The organism is Polynucleobacter tropicus, from assembly GCF_013307225.1.
Taxonomy (GTDB): Bacteria; Pseudomonadota; Gammaproteobacteria; order Burkholderiales; family Burkholderiaceae; genus Polynucleobacter; species Polynucleobacter tropicus.
In genome coordinates, this window is record NZ_CP028942.1 from 931,300 (window position 1) to 951,451 (window position 20,152).

17 protein-coding genes are annotated in these 20,152 nt (G+C 45.3%); 10 read left to right on the forward strand and 7 right to left on the reverse strand.

The genetic code is table 11. The features are described 5' to 3' along the window. Positions 1-13: 13 nt before the first annotated feature. The 4 genes from DCO17_RS04860 (at position 14) to DCO17_RS04875 (ending at position 4,303) form a co-directional block, all read left to right on the forward strand. Positions 14-1,480: an NADH-quinone oxidoreductase subunit M gene (locus DCO17_RS04860; RefSeq protein WP_173955656.1), complete on the forward strand. Its 1,467-nt coding sequence runs from the start codon at positions 14-16 to the stop codon at positions 1,478-1,480. Positions 1,481-1,490: 10 nt separating this feature from the next. Then, a complete protein-coding gene (nuoN, locus tag DCO17_RS04865; protein ID WP_173955657.1) occupies positions 1,491-2,990 on the forward strand; it encodes an NADH-quinone oxidoreductase subunit NuoN in 1,500 nt (499 codons plus the stop codon). A gap of 148 nt (positions 2,991-3,138) precedes the next feature. Beyond that, positions 3,139-3,738 (forward strand): NUDIX domain-containing protein, encoded by a 600-nt coding sequence (locus tag DCO17_RS04870; RefSeq protein ID WP_173955658.1) that lies wholly within the window; start codon positions 3,139-3,141, stop codon positions 3,736-3,738. Between the two features lie 76 nt (positions 3,739-3,814). Beyond that, on the forward strand, positions 3,815-4,303 hold the full coding sequence (locus DCO17_RS04875) for a DUF1178 family protein (protein WP_173955659.1): 489 nt from the start codon (positions 3,815-3,817) through the stop codon (positions 4,301-4,303). 84 nt (positions 4,304-4,387) lie between these two features. On the opposite strand, the gene DCO17_RS04880 is transcribed toward DCO17_RS04875, so the two are convergent. Next, positions 4,388-5,908 (reverse strand): CoA-acylating methylmalonate-semialdehyde dehydrogenase, encoded by a 1,521-nt coding sequence (locus tag DCO17_RS04880; RefSeq protein ID WP_173955660.1) that lies wholly within the window; start codon positions 5,906-5,908, stop codon positions 4,388-4,390. 157 nt (positions 5,909-6,065) lie between these two features. On the opposite strand from DCO17_RS04880, the gene DCO17_RS04885 reads away from it, so the two are divergent. Next, positions 6,066-7,187 (forward strand): NADH:flavin oxidoreductase/NADH oxidase, encoded by a 1,122-nt coding sequence (locus DCO17_RS04885; RefSeq protein WP_173955661.1) that lies wholly within the window; start codon positions 6,066-6,068, stop codon positions 7,185-7,187. Between the two features lie 86 nt (positions 7,188-7,273). Continuing rightward, entirely contained in the window at positions 7,274-8,203 is a 930-nt protein-coding gene (locus DCO17_RS04890; protein ID WP_254598831.1) for a Bug family tripartite tricarboxylate transporter substrate binding protein, read from the forward strand. A gap of 8 nt (positions 8,204-8,211) precedes the next feature. Here DCO17_RS04890 and DCO17_RS04895 read toward each other — a convergent pair whose 3' ends face one another. After that, positions 8,212-9,522: an amidase gene (locus DCO17_RS04895; RefSeq protein WP_173955663.1), complete on the reverse strand. Its 1,311-nt coding sequence runs from the start codon at positions 9,520-9,522 to the stop codon at positions 8,212-8,214. A gap of 82 nt (positions 9,523-9,604) precedes the next feature. Here DCO17_RS04895 and DCO17_RS04900 point away from each other — a divergent pair, with 82 nt between their 5' ends. Then, positions 9,605-10,267: a SprT family zinc-dependent metalloprotease gene (locus DCO17_RS04900; RefSeq protein ID WP_173955664.1), complete on the forward strand. Its 663-nt coding sequence runs from the start codon at positions 9,605-9,607 to the stop codon at positions 10,265-10,267. Positions 10,268-10,330: 63 nt separating this feature from the next. Further along, positions 10,331-11,422: a tartrate dehydrogenase gene (locus DCO17_RS04905; protein WP_302479837.1), complete on the forward strand. Its 1,092-nt coding sequence runs from the start codon at positions 10,331-10,333 to the stop codon at positions 11,420-11,422. Positions 11,423-11,427: 5 nt separating this feature from the next. On the opposite strand, the gene dnaQ is transcribed toward DCO17_RS04905, so the two are convergent. The 5 genes from dnaQ to DCO17_RS04930 form a co-directional block, all read right to left on the reverse strand. Continuing rightward, the gene (dnaQ, locus tag DCO17_RS04910; RefSeq protein ID WP_173955665.1) at positions 11,428-12,144 is read right to left on the reverse strand and encodes a DNA polymerase III subunit epsilon; all 717 of its coding nucleotides are present in this window, start codon (positions 12,142-12,144) and stop codon (positions 11,428-11,430) included. Beyond that, the gene (locus DCO17_RS04915) at positions 12,144-15,242 is read right to left on the reverse strand and encodes an efflux RND transporter permease subunit (RefSeq protein ID WP_173955666.1); all 3,099 of its coding nucleotides are present in this window, start codon (positions 15,240-15,242) and stop codon (positions 12,144-12,146) included. The genes dnaQ and DCO17_RS04915 overlap by 1 nt, the downstream gene beginning before the upstream one ends. Further along, on the reverse strand, positions 15,239-16,546 hold the full coding sequence (locus DCO17_RS04920; protein WP_173955667.1) for an efflux RND transporter periplasmic adaptor subunit: 1,308 nt from the start codon (positions 16,544-16,546) through the stop codon (positions 15,239-15,241). Before DCO17_RS04920 ends, DCO17_RS04915 begins: the two co-directional genes overlap by 4 nt. 111 nt (positions 16,547-16,657) lie before the next feature. Then, positions 16,658-17,104 (reverse strand): ribonuclease HI, encoded by a 447-nt coding sequence (gene rnhA / locus DCO17_RS04925; protein ID WP_173955668.1) that lies wholly within the window; start codon positions 17,102-17,104, stop codon positions 16,658-16,660. Beyond that, entirely contained in the window at positions 17,104-17,925 is an 822-nt protein-coding gene (locus DCO17_RS04930; RefSeq protein WP_173955669.1) for a class I SAM-dependent methyltransferase, read from the reverse strand. Before DCO17_RS04930 ends, rnhA begins: the two co-directional genes overlap by 1 nt. 7 nt (positions 17,926-17,932) lie before the next feature. On the opposite strand from DCO17_RS04930, the gene gloB reads away from it, so the two are divergent. Further along, complete coding sequence (gloB, locus tag DCO17_RS04935; protein ID WP_173955670.1) at positions 17,933-18,736, forward strand: hydroxyacylglutathione hydrolase; 804 nt, start codon at positions 17,933-17,935, stop codon at positions 18,734-18,736. After that, positions 18,736-20,142 (forward strand): transglycosylase SLT domain-containing protein, encoded by a 1,407-nt coding sequence (locus tag DCO17_RS04940; protein ID WP_173955671.1) that lies wholly within the window; start codon positions 18,736-18,738, stop codon positions 20,140-20,142. Before gloB ends, DCO17_RS04940 begins: the two co-directional genes overlap by 1 nt. Positions 20,143-20,152 lie beyond the last annotated feature (10 nt).

Here is a 20,152-nt window from a genome sequence, read left to right on the forward strand (position 1 = left end):
TTAAGTAGCCACTATGATTCTTTCTTACGCCATCTGGACCCCAATAATTTTTGGACTCATTATTTTGTTTTATGGGTCTGAAAAGCCATCCGCTGGAGTGCGTTGGTTAGCGCTCGTTGGATCAATTATTGGGTTCATTGCAACTCTGCCATTGATTATCAATTTCGATATTGCCAACCCTGGCATGCAGTTTGTAGAAAAGATTAGCTGGATTCCTCGTTACGACATTAACTATTACTTGGGTATTGATGGCATCTCAGTTTGGTTCATCGTATTAACTGCATTCATCAACATTTTTGTTGTGATTGCTGCTTGGGAAGTAATTGATACCAAGGTATCGCAATACATGGCATCCTTCATGATCCTTTCTGGATTGATGATTGGTGTATTTGCCGCGCTAGATGCGTTGCTGTTCTATGTCTTCTTCGAAGCAACGTTAATTCCGATGTACATCATCATCGGTGTATGGGGCGGCCATAACCGTATATATGCAGCGTTTAAGTTCTTCTTGTATACCTTGCTGGGCTCTTTGCTGACATTGGTTGCGATGTTGTATCTCTATAACGTCACCAATACCTTTGATATATTGGCTTGGCAAAATGCTCGTCTTGATATTGTTGAGCAGATTCTATTGTTCGCTGCTTTCTTTATGGCGTTTGCGGTCAAAGTTCCAATGTGGCCTTTGCACACATGGTTGCCTGACGTTCACGTTGAGGCACCTACTGGTGGGTCTGTTGTTTTGGCGGCAATTATGTTGAAGCTTGGCGCATATGGATTCTTGCGTTTCTCTTTGCCAATCGCACCAGACGCAAGTCAATACTTGGGGCCATTCGTTATTTTCTTGTCACTTGTTGCTGTTATTTATGTTGGCGCAGTTGCTTTAGTGCAAAAGGACATGAAAAAGCTGGTGGCCTACTCATCAGTAGCGCATATGGGCTTTGTCACACTCGGTTTCTTCCTCTTTAGTCCTTTGGGTATTGAGGGCGGCATAGTGCAGATGATTTCCCATGGTTTTGTAGCGGGCGCAATGTTCCTATCCATTGGTGTTCTCTATGACCGCATGCATACTCGTCAAATTGCTGATTACGGTGGCGTAGTGCACCGCATGCCAGCATTTACTGCGTTTGCTGTTCTGATGGCAATGGCTAATTGTGGATTGCCAGCTACATCCGGTTTCGTCGGTGAATTTATGGTGATTTTGGCTGCTGTTGATTATGACTTTGTGATCGGCATCCTAGCAGCGACAGCATTGATCTTAGGCGCTGCTTATTCCTTGTGGATGGTGAAGCGCGTATTCTTTGGCGCTATTCATAATGCGCACGTTGAAGAGTTGAAAGATCTCAATGCTCGTGAATATTTCATGATGACTGTATTAACGATTTGCGTTATTGGTATGGGTGTATATCCAAAACCATTTACAGACATTATTCATCCAGCCGTAATTAATCTGCTGCAGCATGTTGCTGTGAGCAAACTCTGAGTAAAAGCAAATGCAAGCATTCGACCTATACGCCGTCCTGCCTGAACTGGTTCTACTACTTGCTACTTGCGTATTGCTGGTAGCTAGCGTTTATGTACGCGAAAAAGTGAAGTCTGTACCAGGGGTAGAGCAAGATATATTTCATACGCCACGTGGCGTAGGCTTTGTCTACTTTTTCTCATTAATTCTCTTGGTTTATCTTTTTTTGGCTTTTATCGGCCGTTTAAGTGATGTTTCCTTGGTGGCAATGAATGGGTTATTTCAATCCGACTCGTTATCTAACTTGCTCAAGGCATGTTCATGTGGAGCAGTGTTTGTAAGCTTGATTTACTCGAAGCAGTATTTGTCAGATCGTGCTTTATTTCGCCCTGACTTTATTGTTCTAGTCTTATTGGCCTTGCTAGGCCAGTTCGTTTTGATTTCCGGAGCCAACTTACTAACTCTCTATCTCGGTTTGGAGTTGATGGCCTTGCCAATGTATGCATTGGTAGCAATGCGTCATAGCAGCGAGAAGAGTGTTGAAGCTGGTATCAAGTATTTCATCCTGGGTGCTCTTGCGTCTGGTTTCTTGTTATACGGCATGTCTATGCTTTATGGTGTAACTGGTTCTTTAGATCTTATTGAGATCTTTAAAACGGTTGCAGATCCACGTGTTAATCACTTAGTAATGGCATTCGGCTTAGTCTTTATTGTTGCTGGCCTTGCATTTAAGTTGGGTGTAGTGCCATTCCATATGTGGGTTCCTGATGTGTATCAAGGTGCGCCAACAGCGGTTACGCTGATGATTGCCGCAGCACCTAAATTGGCTGCATTTGCATTGCTATTTAGGCTATTGGTAAATACTTTATTGCCATTAATGGGCGACTGGCAGCCCATGTTGGTTCTCTTGGCGATTCTTTCGCTGGTTGTCGGTAACGTGACAGCGATCGCACAAACTAACGTGAAGCGCATGTTGGCTTATTCAGCAATTGCGCAAATGGGCTTTGTCTTGCTTGGTATGTTGTCTGTATTTGATGATCATGCCTTTAGTGCATCTATGTTTTATGTGATTACTTATGTATTAACAACATTGGGTACCTTCGGTCTCTTGATGGTGTTATCTCGTAAGGGTTATGACTGCGAAACATTGGAAGGACTCAAAGGATTAAATAAAAAGCACCCTTGGTTTGCCTTCATTGGTTTGGTGATGATGTTCTCATTAGCTGGTATTCCACCAACTGTTGGCTTCGCAGCTAAATTGGGCGTTTTAGAAGCATTGGTTGATGCGGAGCACACTTTCTTGGCGATTATTGCCGTGATTGCTTCCTTGATAGGTGCTTTCTACTACCTCAGAGTTGTTAAGGTAATGTATTTTGATGAGCCAGCTCATGAGCACAGCGTATCTGGTTCTGCTGTTGCTAAAGGGTTGTTGAGTCTGAATACCATTCTCGTGCTGGCTATAGGTATAGTTCCAGCAAGTTTAATGAGTATTTGTTTGGATGCAATGCGCCGTACATTATTGGGTTCTTAAGCGTGCCAAATCATAAACATAAAGGCTCCCTTGGGAGCCTTTATGTTTTTAGATTATCGACATAGATATGTCATGGATAGTTGTTATGCTTTAGTGGCGTCATTAAACATAATTAGCAAACTACTATTAACTTAATAGATTATTGGATATGACTGAAAAATCATTTGAGGATTTGCCTGCCGGTGATACGCATTTGCGAGAAGATCGTATTGATGGCGAGGATGTCTATGGCGGCATCTTTTTGAATATGAAACGCGACCAAGTGAGATTGCCGGATGGCAAAACAGCTTTACGTGAGTATTTAACCCATCCAGGCGCTGTGGCAGTTGTAGCAATCCTGGATGACGGCAGAATTTTGCTAGAACGCCAATATCGTTATCCGATTGCAAAAGCTTGCATAGAAATTCCAGCAGGAAAGTTAGAGGCCGGTGAAGATCATGTGCTGTGCGCACAACGCGAACTTGAGGAAGAAACGGGTTATACCGCTAAAAAGTGGAGCTATATCCGTCGTATACATCCAGTAATTTCTTATTCCACAGAATTCATTGATATTTATTTGGCTGAGGATTTAGTTCCTGGCAAAAATCGTTTGGATGCGGAAGAGTTTTTGGATGTCTTTGCTGCCCCCTTGGATCAATTGCTTGGGTGGATCGAGTCTGGCGAGATTACCGATGTTAAAACCACCATTTCCGCATACTGGTTAGACCGATATCGTAGAGGTCTAACTCAGGTTAGGGCGCTCTCCTGAGGCGTTTCATGGATAAATTCAATTCCTATTAAAATAAAGGCATTGAATTTGGCATTTTTGCCCCCATTTAGCCTCTATGAAAGTTTATAACCTCGCTTGCCCCCTAGACCATCGTTTCGAAGGATGGTTTGCCTCTGAAGAAGATTGTCTCGCTCAGCAAGACAAGGGTATGCTCGCCTGTCCTGTATGTGACAGCACTGAAATTACCCGCATGCCATCTGCACCGCATATTGCAAAGTCTTCTTCTGTAGTTGTTAGCGCGCCCGAGGATGTAAATGCTAATTCAGGATCTGGTGAAGTTGTTGCCTTAACAGGTAATGACCACTCTCAGCTAGAGGCCCAAGTACAGGCAGCCTTCCTAAAGGGCATGCGTGAGCTCATGGGTAAGTCAGAGGATGTTGGCGCTGCGTTTGCTGAAGAGGCCAGAAAGATTCACTATAAAGAAGCGCCAGAGCGCAGCATTCGTGGCCAAACTACATTAGATGAAGCAGAATCTCTGCGTGAAGAGGGTATTGAAGTGTTGGCCGTACCAATCATTCCCGCATTTAAGAATACTTTGCAATAATTTCTTTAATACCTGAAGAAAATGGCGATCCTTGGATCGCCATTTTTTATTGCCATTAGATTGAATGGCGGAAAGCAATATTACTTATTTGGAAGTTGGCATTACAAACTCAGCGCCTTTGGTAATGCTTTCAGGCCAGCGCTGCATCACGCTCTTCTGTTTGGTATAGAAGCGAACACCTTCTTTTCCATATGCGTGCATATCGCCAAAGAGAGACTTCTTCCAGCCACCAAAACCATGCCAAGCCATTGGAACTGGGATAGGCACGTTAATACCAACCATGCCAACTTGAACGCGACGGGCAAACTCGCGTGCAATGTTGCCGTCACTAGTAAAGCAGGCAACTCCGTTACCAAACTCGCAAGAGTTAACCAGATTCAAAGCCTCGGTAAAGTTGGCTACGCGCAAGCAGGAGAGGACTGGCCCGAAGATCTCCTCGAGATAGATCTTCATGTCTGGCGTGACGTTGTCAAACAAGGTTCCGCCTAAGAAGAAGCCGTTTTCATTGCCCGGAACTTTAAAGCCACGACCATCCACCAATAGTTTTGCGCCAGAAGCTACGCCACTTTCAATATATCCGGTAATGCGCTCAAGAGCCGCCTTAGTAACGATAGGGCCCATCTCCGCATCAAGCTCCATGCCACTTTTGACCTTGAGGGTTTTAGTACGCTCAATCAATTTAGGCATGATCTTTTCTGCTACATCTCCAACCAGCACGGCTACTGAAATCGCCATGCAACGCTCGCCTGCAGAACCATAAGCGGCACCAACCAATGCATCAATCGCCTTATCAATATCCGCATCTGGCATGATGACCATATGGTTCTTGGCGCCACCAAGTGCTTGAGAGCGTTTACCAAAGTGTGCGCAACGCTCATAGATATAGTTTGCAATTGGGGTGGATCCAACAAAGCTAATTGCCTTCACATCTGGATTCTCAATCAAAGCATCAACTGCTTCTTTGTCGCCCTGAACCACGTTGAATACGCCATCAGGCAAGCCAGCTTCTTTAAGTAAATTAGCCATGAAAAGGGATGCCGATGGATCTGTTGGGCTAGGCTTGAGGATGAAGGTGTTTCCGCAGGCGATGGCCATCGGGAACATCCACATTGGAACCATGACAGGGAAATTAAAAGGGGTGATACCGGCGACAACACCCAATGGTTGGCGCATTACCCAGTTATCGATATCGGTTGATACTTGCTCGGTGTAATCGCCTTTAAGGAGTTCAGGGATGCCTGTTGCGAATTCCAGGATTTCAATACCGCGAGTAACTTCGCCTTGGGCATCGGTAAACACCTTGCCATGCTCAGCGGTAATGATGGCGGCTAACTCGTCACGATTGGCATTGAGTAATTCGAGGTACTTAAAAAGAATGCGTGCGCGTCTTAGTGGACTTGTTTGGCTCCAGCTTTCAAATGCCTTTTGGGCAACCGCCACTGCAGCATCGACTTCCTTGCGGCTGGCTAAGGCAACTCTGCGAGCGACCGCTCCTTTTGCAGGGTTGTAGACGTCTGCAAAACGACCATCTTTTGGATTAATAACAGAGCCGCCTACATAGTGGCCAATATCTTCTTTTGATTCAAAGGCTTGCGGTGCATTCATAATCATTTGTAGTAATAAATTAGGTTTTTTGGGTAAAAAAGCCATTCAAACCAACGGTCTGCAGGACTTCTCTGTCTCGTTTATTCTTCTTTTAGTTATTTTATCGCTTTACGATGAATTTCGTATTTTCACCCCATATTTGGACCCTTAGCTAGCCATGAGTCTTCTTTTCACCAATTACACCCTTGGTTCACCGCGTGGGCCGCTTAACCTTGCTAATCGCATTGTTGTGGCGCCTATGTGCCAATACTCGGCCATAAATGGCGAAGCTACTGATTGGCACCTCATGCATTGGGGAAATTTGCTCAATAGTGGGGCTGGGCTGTTCATTATTGAGGCTACTGGCGTGACCCCACAGGGACGCATTACCCCCGCATGTCTGGGCTTATGGGATGATAAAACTGAAGCTGCATTAAAGGATAAATTAAGCCGCGCTAGAAAATTGGCGCCAGCTACGCCGGTGTTTATTCAACTGGCGCACGCTGGGCGCAAAGCATCTAGTGCAACCCCTTGGGATGGGGGACAACTTTTAGCGGTTGATCATGGCGGTTGGGAAACATTGGCGCCATCTGCCATTCCCCAGCTTGATGGCGAGCGTATGCCACACGAACTCTCTACTGAGGAACTTAGCGCGCTGATTGATGCTTTTGTTGTTGCCGCTCAACGCGCTGACCGGATTGGTATAGATGGAATTGAGTTACATGGCGCACATGGATATTTATTGCATCAATTTTTATCGCCGATTGCTAATCAGCGTACTGATACTTATGGCGGATCCTTTGAAAACCGCATTCGTTTTCCGTTGGAATTATTTAGTGCGGTCCGTAAGGCATACTCAGGTGTTTTAGGTATTCGAATTTCTGCAAGTGATTGGATTGAAGGAGGTTGGACCCCAGAAGAAACAGCGGAATTCGCAAAGCGACTCAAACCATTGGGTTGTGATTTTGTGCACATCTCCTCTGGTGGTATTTCACCTAAGCAAAAAATTGCTATAGGCCCAAATTATCAAGTTCCATTTGCCAAGATCGTTAAAGACCAATCTGGCTTACCAACTATGACAGTTGGCCTAATTACTGAGCCACAGCAGGCCGAAGATATTTTGCAGGCCGGTGATGCCGATTTAATCGCCTTAGCACGCGCATTTTTATACAGGCCTCGATGGGGATGGGAGGCTGCTGCTGCACTCGGCGCCACAGTCAAAGCGAACGAACGATACTGGCGTTGTTTACCTCGTGAGGCGCAGTCCGTTTTTGGTGATGTCAAAGTAGGACAACGCTAAGTAATTTATTAAACCCTTTAGTAAATATCCGTGGAGAATAAATGAGAACATTTTCTATAACATCAAAGTCCTTAATTTTGGGTCTGATGGCAATGATGAATATCGTTTTTGCCCAGTCATATCCAGATCGACCAATCGTTCTAGTCGTCCCCAACCCACCTGGTGGCTTGGTTGATACTTCAGCTCGCTTGCTGAGCGAGCCTCTAACTCGTGTGATTGGACAGCCAGTCGTGGTTGATAACAAGCCTGGGGCTAGCGGGAATACGGCCTACCAGTATGTGGCTAAAGCAAAACCCGATGGATACACATTATTGATTTCTTATTCCGGTTATCACGTTGGTAATCCTGCATTGATGGATAAATTACCATGGGATCCAATTAAGGATTACTCCCCGATTGCGTTACTGACGGTATCAACCAATGTGATTGCGGTTCATCCATCCGTTCCAGTTAATAATCTAAAAGAATTTATTTCCTATGCAAAGGCGAATCCTGGCAAATTAAATTACGCCTCTCAGGGAAATGGTTCGGTATCGCATATTGGTACTGAAATGTTTAAGCAGACTACAGGCGTAGATATGGTTCACGTCCCATACAAGGGATCTGGTCCGGCCATTCAAGATGTGTTGGCTGGTCAAGTGCAAGTCTTCATCTCAACTCCGCCATCATTAATGCAACACATTCAAAGTGGTAAGTTAAAAGGCTTGGCTGTGACTGGTAAAAATCGTCATCCTGGCATGCCTAATGTGCCAACTACCGCGGAAGCTGGTCTCCCATCCTTTCAGTTGGAATCGTGGGTTGGGCTATTCGCACCTGCAGGCACTCCAGCACCTGTTGTTGCTAAGCTGACTGAGTCGGTTAAAAAGAGTCTTGCCTTGCCTGAAGTAAAAGAGCGTGCTGATGCAGCTGGTGTTGAGTTGCGCTATCAAAATCCTGCTGCCACTGAGGCGCTTGTGAAGAAAGAGCTGCCATACTGGAATAAGGTAATTAAGTCAGCGAATATCACTTTGGATTGATTAATGCGCTATGCCTGATCTCGTAAAACGGGATCAGGTAATGCAAGCGCAAACGCTCTTGCGGCACTCAATAGAAATTGATCTTGCCCATATGCGGCGATGAGCTGTACTCCAATTGGGAGTCCATTGGGACCTGTTGAGACATTGAGATTAATGCAGGGTAGACCCAATAAAGTCCAGGTTCGGCAGAATAGAGGATCTCCGGTACCTTCTTTAATTAATGGCGCTTCACCAATGGCGCTGGGCGCAATAATTAAATCAACGCCTTCATCAAACGTATTCTGCATGGCTTTTCGGGCTATCTGAGCATGATCTAAGTCGCGCTTGTATTGGCTAAATTCAATGGCAGCACCCTGATCAATTTGCGATGCAATCATCGTGCTGAGTTTTTTAGGAAACTGCATATGCTCAAAAGCAAGACTACGCGACATTTCGCTGAGCATGATGCGCGTTTGAGTTTGCATCAGATGTTGAGGCTCGGCAGGCAGCTCAATATCGCTTACTTTACCTTTTGCAAATGATTCCGCACTAAAGCGAGCAAGGGCAAGTGCTCCACGTGTTTCTGGGCTGGCATATTGCCACTCAGGAGTTTTGCAAATTGCGATGCGAACTTTATTGTGAAGATCGGACACTTTTGCTAGTTCATGATCACCGCTCATTGCAGCAACACCTAGCGCTACATCTTCAACGGTGCGGCCAAAGCAACCCAAGGTATCTAATGATGGAGCTAGACTCTTAACCCCAGCTGTGCTGATCTTTCCAAAGCTGGGCTTGTAGCCAACAACACCGCAAAAGGAAGCAGGTCGAATAATGGAGCCCGCAGTTTGACTGCCTGTAGCAAGAGGGATCATAAAATCCGCCACCGCAGCCGCAGATCCACTTGAAGAACCGCCAGGCGTATGTTGAGAATGGTGAGGGTTCGTTGTCTTTCCGCTTTTGAAGGAGGCAAACTCGGTTGTAACGGTTTTTCCAAGAATGATGCCGCCAGATTGGCGCATCAGCGCAACTGAAACTGCATCGGCGCTGGGATAATTGTTGGCATAGATGGGTGACCCATAGCTGGTGGGTAAATCATGGGTATCAAAGAGGTCTTTGACGCCAATTGGAAGACCATGCAAAAGCCCCTTAATGGCACCTTTATCCAGTGCTTTGGCTCGTGCTAGTGCATTCTCCTTGTCAAGGCTGACCCATGCCTTCAGGATGCTTTCACGCTGTCCAATGCGATCTAAGCAGGCCAGCAGCAGGTCAGTTGCCCTAATCTCCCGTTTGGCTAGTTTTTTAGATGCCTGGGATGCGCTCAGGCTTTCTAGATCTTTCATTTAGGTATTCTACTTTTGGTAGCGTATGATCGCAATTTCCTGCTGTTTTCTCTCTAATATTTACCAATTTATTCTCCATTAAATGAAGCAACATTCTGTACGTGAAACTTGGCTAGAAGATGCTGTTAAGCACTTGGAACCCATATTTTCAAAAGCAGGCTATGCCATTCCTCCTGTAAGAGTCTCATGTGGATTTCCAGCGTCAAGCAGCCCAAGGACAACCTTAGGTCAGTGCTGGCCTCGTGAGCGATCTGGTGGCGGCGTGAATGAGATTTTTATCTCGCCTAAGCTCGATGACCCAGTTCAGTTGCTAGATACTTTGGTACATGAGTTGTGCCATGCTGTAGATGATTGTTTCAGTGGTCATGGAGAGGATTTCAAGGGGATTGCTCAAACTGTTGGTTTAGAAGGTCCAGCTCGGATGGCGCATGCCACAGAAGAGCTCACCGTGAAGTTGATGATGATTAGCCAGGAACTCGGACCCTATCCACATCATGCAATTGTGTTTCCACCGCCTAGGCCTAGCAATGCAAGTAGAAGTAAGGCTAAGTGTGGCCAATGCGGATACGAGGTGACTCTATTAAAGAAATGGGCTAGTTATGGCGCTCCTATCTGCCCAAAAGATAATATCCGCATGCAAGAAGATATTCCTGAAACTATTGAAAACACCACGGAATACGATTCTGAGGGTCTTGGCAAGGGCGGAAAGGCGCCCCCTGACGAGATCCGCCGTGCGATAAGCTAGTTATTAAAAAAGCTAAAATTGAATCTTCAATATACAAAAAACACTTTTTGAGACTACATACCCATGAATGCAAAGAAAATATTCAAAAATCCTAAGATTGCCGTTATTCCAGGTGACGGAATTGGTAAAGAAGTAATTCCAGAGGGTGTTCGCGCTTTGGAGGCGGCCAATCGGAAGTTTGGCATTGGCATGCAGTTCGACCATTTTGATTTTGCGAGCTGTGATTACTATCTCAAGCACGGCAAAATGATGCCGGATGATTGGTTCGATACTTTGATGAAGTACGATGCGATTTTCTTTGGCGCTGTTGGTATGCCAAATATCTTGCCTGATCACGTTTCATTATGGGGTAGCTTGATTCAATTCCGTCGCGGATTTGATCAATACGTCAATTTACGTCCAGTGCGCTTACTGCCAGGCGTTCCTTGCCCACTCGCAAATCGAAAACCAGGTGACATTGATTTCTTTGTCGTGCGTGAAAATACTGAAGGTGAATATTCGAGTGTTGGTGGAAAAATGTTCCCAGACACTGATCGTGAATTTGTAATTCAAGAGTCCATTTTTACAAGACAGGGCGTAGATCGTATTTTGCAGTACGCATTTGATCTTGCGCAGAGCCGCCCAAAGAAACATTTAACTTCGGCCACAAAGTCTAACGGCATTGCAATTACGATGCCATATTGGGATGAGCGCGTTGAAGCCATGTCCAAGAAATTCGGTGATGTCAGAACAGACAAATACCATATTGATATCTTGGCAGCTCATTTCGTTATGAATCCAGATCGTTTCGATGTGGTTGTTGCAAGCAATCTATTTGGCGATATCCTCTCAGACTTAGGTCCTGCATGCACAGGTACTATCGCTGTAGCTCCATCAGGCAGCATTAATCCAGAAGGTAAATTCCCATCACTCTTTGAACCAGTTCATGGATCAGCTCCGGATATTTACGGCAAGATGATTGCCAATCCGATTGGGCAAATTTGGAGTGGGGCGATGATGCTTGATCACCTGGGTTATCCAGAGGCTGGTAACGCAATCTTCTCCGCAATTGAAAAAGTATTAGCGGCTGGACCTGCGCATGCTCCTTTAACACCAGATCTTGGTGGTACTGCCAAAACGGACGATCTCGGGAAGGCTATTGCTGCCGCGATCTAACTGAATTAGCTTTGTGCTGCACCCAAAGGACTCCATACGGGGTCCTTTTTACTTGATTTAGCAATCTCACCCAAAATCTTTTCGTGCTCTTCAATTTCATCAACGCTTGCCGAAATAAGTTTGAGTTGAGTTGGCAGCACCTTGGTTGTGGATTCCGCTTCTTCGTCGTTAACTGTATAGTCAATTAGATCAATCGAGAGATCTTCTTGACCCCTAGTCATGGCGATATAAACTTCCGCCAATAACTGGGCGTCTAATAGCGCCCCGTGAAGAGTGCGATGTTCATTGCTGATTGAGAAACGATCGCAAAGGGCGTCCAAAGAGTTTCTCTTGCCTGGGAACATCTGGCGTGCATCGAGCAAGGTATCGGTTATCTTTGAGGCTAATCCACGAAATGGTGGGCGCTTTAAGAGGGCGAATTCATTATCCAAGAAGCCCAAGTCGAAGGCTGCATTATGAATAACAATTTCAGCGCCATCCACAAACTCAATCAGCTCTTCTGCGATATTGGCAAATAAAGGTTTGTCAGAAAGAAATTCTCTAGAAAGACCGTGGACAGCAAAAGCACCGGCATCAATATCACGTTCAGGATTGATATAGTAGTGAAAAGTTCTGTCAGTAAGTCTGCGATCAATGACCTCAACGCAACCGATTTCAATGATGCGATCGCCGGTTGCGTGACTCAATCCAGTTGTTTCAGTGTCTAGAATAACTTGACGCATTAAGTTCCTTCAAGAACGGAGGCGGGTATATCCATTGGGCCATTACCAGCATACTTATCAAGATAAAGATAAATCACCGGAGTAATGATCAACGTGACGAACTGAGAAAAAATCAAACCGCCAGCAACGCTAATACCTAGTGGCTGTCGTAATTCAGCGCCAGCGCCAATACCAAGTGCAATAGGCAGTGCGCCCATTAATGCGGCGAATGTCGTCATCATGATGGGTCTAAAGCGCAAAATACAAGCCTCGCGGATAGCTTTCTCTGGAGTCATATTTTGGTTGCGCTGCGCATCCAGCGCAAAGTCAATCATCAAGATCGCATTCTTTTTTACGATACCAATCAATAGCAAGATACCGATGGATGCAACAATGGTTAACTCAAATCCAAAAAGTCTTAGAGAGACAATTGCCCCAATTGCCGCAGATGGCAATCCAGCCAAAATGGTTAATGGATGAATGTAGCTCTCATACAGCACGCCTAGCAAGATATAAATTACGCCCAAGGCTGCAAAGATCAAAATAAGCTGACCGGATTGATTGCTCTTAAATACTGCTGCATCACCTCCATAGCTGGTAATGATGGAGGGGGGTAGATCAATTTGTTTTGTGTATTCTTCAATCTTTTTAGTTGCATCACCCAAAAAGACATCGGGGGCCAAGTTAAACGATAGGGTTACCGCAGGAATTTGACCTTGATGGTTTACCGCGGTTGGTCCAATCGTTCGATTAAAGGTAGCTAAGCTTGATAAAGGAATTAACTTATCAGTAGCGCGACCCCTCACAAAGATCTTATTCAGATCCGTCTCAAATTGACGATCATCCTCTGATGCCTCAAGAATGACATAGTAAGTATTGACGGGCGTATAGATGGTGGATACTTGCTTCTCGCCATATGCCGTATACAAAGCACTGCGAATATCTGAGATAGAAACTCCTGCACTAGCAGCTTTCTCGCGATTGATGTCAATCTTAACATTCAAGCCTTTAAGTTGCGAGTCGCTGGTAACGTCCCTAAACATCGGATCAGCACGCATTTTTTGCATGAGCTTATCTGCCCATTCGTTAACACCTTCAAAGCCTACGCTTTGCAAAATAAATTGATACCGAGATTTACTATTCTTTCCGCCCAACTGCAGATTTTGGACGGGGCGCATATAGACCTGTAATCCTGGAATCTCTTTAAATTTTGCTCTTAATCCTTCCAGCACCTTGGACATCTTTTGGCGATCCGCTTTGTCCTTAAGAATAATGAAGATGCGACCAGTATTGGTTCCGGAGCTAGCGCCACCACCAGTTACGGAAATAGAGCTGGCAACGTTGGGGTCAGTATTGACAAGCTCCGCAGCTCGATCTTGCAAGGCAAGCATAGCTTTAAAGGAGATATCTTCTGAAGCTTCAGTGGTTGCCTGGATTTGTCCAATGTCCTCCTCGGGGAAGAAGCCTTTTGGACTATTGATAAATAGAACCACTGTAATTACAAAGGTTGATACAGCGCCCCACAGAACTTTTTTGCGATTTGCTAATGCTAGGTCCAAATAATGAATGTAAGTCTTTAACATCCAATCAAACAAACGATCAAATTTCTTGTTGATATCATATTCCTTGGCGTGCTCGCCTGGTTTTGGCAAAAATCGGCTGCAAAGCATAGGCACAACCGTTAATGAAACTACCGCTGATACCAAAATTGATAGTGATACTACTACTGCGAATTCTCTAAATAGAAGGCCGATAGGGCCGGCCATGAAGAATAGGGGGATAAATACTGCTACTAGAGAGATTGAGATGGAAATGATTGTGAACCCCACCTCTTTGCTGCCCTTGAGCGATGCCTTTAAGGGCTCCATTCCTTCCTCGACATAGCGCATGATGTTTTCTAGTACCACAATCGCATCGTCGACCACTAAGCCTACCGCTAGCGTAATGCCGAGTAGGGAAATATTGTCTAGGCTATACCCCAAGAAATACAGCAAGAAGAATGCGCCAATCAAAGAGATTGGCAAGCTAATAGACGGAATGACTGTCGCGGAAATATGTTTCAGGAATAAGAAGATAACCAGCACAACCAGTAAAACTGTTAAAGCCAGCGTGTAGTTAACATCATGAATCGCCTCAATAATCGATAGGGATCTGTCATTGAGAAGTTGAAGTTTGACTGACTCAGGCATTTGCTTTTGCAACTGCGGGAGTAATTCTTTGACAGACTTAACAACTTCAACAGTATTCGCGCTTGGTTGTCGCAAAATGGCAATAGCGATGGAGCGCTCACCATTTGCGGTTGCCAGAGTTTTGACGTCTTCATAACTCTCCATTACCTCGGCAACATCTTTTAAGTAAATAGGTAGGCCATTCTTTTGGCTAATGATGAGATTGCCAAATTCCTCAGGCTTCACCAACTGAGGATTTGCGTATATGGTGATCGCTTGACGAGGACCATCTAAAACGCCTACTGGGCTATTGGAGTTTGCTTTGTTGATGGCTACTGCCACATCATCCATGGTGAGATTGCGATTCGCCAATGCATCAGGATGAATGCGTACTCTGACTGCGTAGCGTTTTGCACCGTAGACTAAAACTTGCGCGACGCCGCTGATGGTTGAGATGTTTGGGGACAGTAGGTTTTCTGCATAAGCATTTAAGTCTGATAAGTTAACTGACGGTGAGCTCATGCGTACTACTAAAACTGGTGTGTCAGCAGGATTGACTTTGCGGTATGACGGCGGAATCGTCATCTCAATCGGCAGGCGCTTCTGAGCACGCAATAATGCGGCTTGTACGTCTACAGCAGCTTTATCAATATCGCGATTATTATTAAATTCCAGCGTGATGCTGGTACTGCCTAAAAAGTTGGTAGAACTAATAACGGTGATGCCATCAATAGTAGAAAACTCTTTTTCCAAGGGAAGCGCTACCGATGCCGCCATATTCTCAGGCGAAGCGCCCGGAAGAGATGCGCTAACTGAAATGATTGGGGAGTTAAAACTTGGTAGTGCCGCTACCGGAATTTTGAGGTAAGCAATAGTTCCGGCGATGACGGTTGCTATAGAGAGCAGTACCGTCATCACGGGGCGGCGTATACATAACTCGGATAAGGTCATTTTTTATCTGCTGGAGATGTGGGGGCCTGCTGAGTTGTTGGCACAGGCGCACTCTTAGACTCGCGAGTTTTGCCACCAGGGCGCAAGTTCTGCTTGCCTTCTACAACTACCTTGTCGCCAGCCTGAATACCAGTGATAACAGAGGATCCTTGGTATTCATAAATAACTTTGATGGGAATCATGCTAGCTTTGCCATCTTTATCCAAAGTAAATACAAATTTGCCACGAGGATTAATCACTACAGCTTGAGATGGAACAGAAAGGGCGTCCTTAAGATCGCTTGCTACAAGTGAAATGCGAGCAAACTGACCTGGGAGCAAGGTCATACCTTCATTCGGAATTTGCGCTTTCACCCGAACTGCTGCAATAGAGGGGTCAACTTGGTTGTCTACAACCAGCACAGTGCCATCGTAAGCTTTCTTGCTGTTATCACCCACAGTGACTTTTACTTTAAGCGGTTCACCATCGAGCTGATTTTCCAGAATGGTTGGAATATCTTTTTCTGGAATAACAAATTGAACGTTGATTGGATTTAGCTGGGTGATAGTAACCATCGATCCAACACTGGATGTGGCGGTTGAGCTTGTAGCAGTAGTTACTACGTTGCTCGCCTGCACCAAGGATCCTGGGAAAACATTGACTATGCCGGCACGGCCATCAATCGGGGATTTAATGTAATCAAAAGATAGCTGGACTTCTGCTGCCTTAGCTGCAGCCTCAGCGGATTTGGCATTGGCGTATGAGGTCTCAAGACCTGCCTTTGAGATAAAGTTTTTTGCAACTAACTCTTTGGCACGTAGATACTGCTTCTGAGCATCGTCAGCCAGGGCTTTAAGTTTTTCGTAATTTGCCTTGTCGTTACGATCATCTAGGGTAAATAGCAAATCCCCAGCCTTTACTTCTTGACCGTCTTTGACATTCACTTTGGCTACTGTATTGGTAACCATCGGACGTATATCTACGATGCTATTGGATACGATGGTTCCAGTAGCTTCAATAATGAGGGGAATATCTTTTTTCTCGACCACTATTGTCGTGACAGTAACGGGGCCTCCTGCTTTATCGGCGTCAGGGAAAAAGTAATCAAATGTTTTAGAGCCGGCGTATAAAACAATCAGCACTAATAGAATGCGCCATTTGTACTGAATTGCATATGTCTTAATCGTTTGCAAATCTAGTTTTTTTAGCTTGCTTGCGTATGGGCTTGCTTTCGTCCAGAGAGAGCATAAGCGAGCTTTGGAAGAACCTTTTAGTCCGACTAATTTGGCAAACAAACGATCCAGGGTAGATTCAATTTTTGACACAGTCTCGTATTTCTTTGTTTTATATGGATTAAACACCCATCTTTGGGTACTTTAAAGCTCGCCCATTCTCTCACAAGAGTGCGAAAAACGCCTCTAAAAGTGGGTTTTCTGCTAAGGCAGGTATTCTTCGACGCCTTTATTGGCTAGCTGATCCGCCAGCTCGTTCCCAGGGTGGCCGTTGTGGCCTCGTACCCAATGCCAGGAAATTTCATGATCTGGAAGGAGGGCATCTAATTCTTGCCATAAATCGGCATTTTTGACTGGGTCCTTGCTCGCTGTCTTCCAGTCCCTTTTTTTCCAGCCCTCAAGCCACTCCGTGACACCTTTTTGCACATATTGGGAATCCGTCCAAAGCTCAACAGAGCTTCGTTGTTTTAGAGCACGTAAAGCAAAAATCACCGCGCTGATTTCCATTCGATTATTTGTCGTGAGCCTTTCGCCACCGTACAGATGTTTCTCATGTTCGCCTGACCTCAGGACTGCACCCCAACCTCCAGGACCTGGATTGCCTTTGCAAGCCCCATCGGTATAGATGATGATGTATGGTTTAGTGCTCATTAATTCTTATCAGTACTTGAGTCGTGGATTACCGTTAGTGTATTGCGTTCAGCTGCAGGACTTAATTGCGTCAAACTAGGAATACGAGCCTTCTGAACTTGTCCAATCAGCCTGATACCCTGATGCCGTTTGATGGCGGAGACAATAAAAACAGCTCCAAATATAGGCCACCAGCGATTCCCCATGGGTTCCAAGAAGTCCATGCGACCCATAGCTGACTCACTATGCAGAGGGAATTTATAGCAACCAAAGTGACCACGATCTAACGAATAATTGAGGAGCTGTAACCAGTCCTTGATTCTGATTAGGCTAATAAATTGACCATCTCTTGGAAGATAGGGACTGCCTATAAGGCGACTGAGATATTGTTTTGCCCCCCATAAGCTTGCGGGATTGAATCCGGAAATCACAATACGTCCTTCTGGGCGCAGCACGCGATCCACTTCTCGCAAAATCTGGTGAGGATCAGTAGCAAACTCCAACACATGAGGCATCACAATAAGATCAATGCTCTCATTAGCAAATGGCATCTCAGATGAGCTGCCTTCAATAGGGTGCCAATTAAACCGTGAAATTAATTCACGATTGTCATTGGCGTGAGTTAGTAGAGCATGCATGGGCATGCGGTTTTCTCGCAAACCATTTAATTGCGGGAGTCCAATTTGGACCGCATGAAACCCGAAAACGTCAGCCACTATCTGGTCCAGGCAATGCTGCTCCCAGCCCAATACATAGCGACCAGGCGGAGATTGGAGCCATTTTTCCCAGGAACTCCAAGGAGGTGCACTGCTCTGCAGAGGAATGGGTGGGGTTGGTATCATCGCCTTTATGAATACTTTATTGCAAGTTTGGCCGATTCCGGCGTTTGATGATAACTATATCTGGTGTATCCATGATGGAAACTCTGCCTTGGTGGTGGATCCAGGCGATGCCATTCCTGTTTTGCGGTATTTAGCAGACTCAAGGCTTCATTTAAAAGGAATTCTCATTACCCACCATCATGCGGATCATGTAGGCGGTATTTTGAAGTTATTAAATGAATTGGGAGCAGATATCCCTGTTTACGGTCCTCGTGGCGACAATATTCCTGGCCGAACTCAGCTAGTTAAAGAGGGCGACGTTTTGGAAATCTCTGCGCCCAGAGTCTCCCTCAAAGCTCTTGAGGTTCCAGGTCACACACTAAGTCACGTAGCCTATTTTGCAAATATGCAGGCGAATGTCGTTGAACCAATGCTGTTTTGTGGCGACACCTTGTTTGCCTCGGGGTGTGGCCGATTGTTTGAGGGTACGCCAACCCAGATGTCTCAGTCTTTGGATAAATTTAAGAGCCTGCCAAAAAATACTTTGGTGTATTGCACTCATGAATACACCTTATCTAACATTCGATTTGCTCTCGCGGTAGAGCCGAACAATGTGAATCTCATTTCATGGTCAGAGCGCGCAAAAGAGCTTAGAGATAAAAATCTACCTACACTACCAACAACAATTGGTCAGGAGCTTCAAGTTAATCCATTTATGAGATGTGATCAAACTGAGGTTATTCAATCTGCAAAATCAAAGTCTGGGCAAGAAACGCTTCCTGATTCTGCTCATGTGCTTGCAGTGATTCGCGCTTGGAAAGATCAGTTCTAATGCGTTTGCTTTATGTTGCTATAGCAACAATAGCGTTGCTATCAGGTTGCGCCAGCACTGGCGATTGGTCTTCAGATACGCCCACTAAAGTTGACTCTAGAAAAGCCACTCGCGTGAATCTCCAGACGCAGTCAGTTAGCAAGGTTTATGCCCCATCCGATAATTTATGGCTACGGATACGTGATGGTTTTCAGATGGCGCCTATGAATAGCCCCCTTGAAATTGAGCAGGTTCGGTGGTTGAGTGCCAGACCTGATTATGTTCATCGCTCAATGGAGCGTTCATCCCGCTACTTGTTTTATATTGTGCAAGAAGTAAATGCGCGCAATATGCCTACTGAAATTGCGCTACTACCGTTTGTAGAAAGCGCATTTGTTACCAATGCAAAGTCCAGCGCCAAAGCGGTGGGGCTATGGCAATTTATGCCGGCCACTGGAAAAGATTTTCAGTTAACACAAAACGTATTTCGCGATGAACGGCGAGATGTACTGCAATCTACAGATGCTGCATTGGATTACCTGCAGCGATTAAATAACCAATTTGGAAGTTGGGAACTAGCTTTAGCTGCATATAACTGGGGCGCTGGTAATGTACTCAAAGCGCAAAAGCGAAATCAGGCTGCTGGTTTGCCTACCAACTATGAAAGTCTGACGATGCCACGAGAAACGCGCATGTATGTACCCAAGCTTATGGCTTATCGTCAGATCGTATTGGATCCTGAGGCCTATGGGATTGTTTTGCCACAACTTGAGAATCATCCATACTTTGTGGCGATTGATGTGGATAACGATATTGATGTAGCGTTAGTAATTAAATTGGCAGAGATACCTGAAGATGAATTTCATAGCTTAAATCCATCCTTTAATAAGCCGGTGATATTAAGTAACGCAAACCAGCAAATTCTTCTGCCGTTTGGTCATGCGGAAATCTTTCAATCGAATCTCAAAAAATTCAATAAACCCTTATCAACCTGGACTGCTGTAAAGGTCTCCAAGACCGAGAGTGTGGATCAAGTTGCCAAAGGTTTGGGGGTTGATGCTGATTCCTTGAGGCTGGTGAATGGCATACCTCGAGGAATGCGCATCAAAGCAGGCTCTACCATCATTATTCCAAAAACCAATGGTAGGACTGGAGATGTCTCGTCGGCAATGGCGGATAACGCAAGCTTAAGTTTGGAAAAACCACCTTCAGCAGTGCCTAAGTGCCCAAAACCTGCAAAAGGAGCCAAGGGATCAAAGCCTGCAAAGTGCGGGCCAGGAACCCCAGGTAAGGGTAATTCTTCAGGGAAAAGCACTGCTTCTCAGCATAAATCCGCATCGACAGGGCTTGCAAAATCTGCGAAAAATGCTAGTTCACCTTCTTTAAAAGCGAATTCAGCCGCAAAAGGGGTGAATAAGAACCAGTAATTTTTGAAAC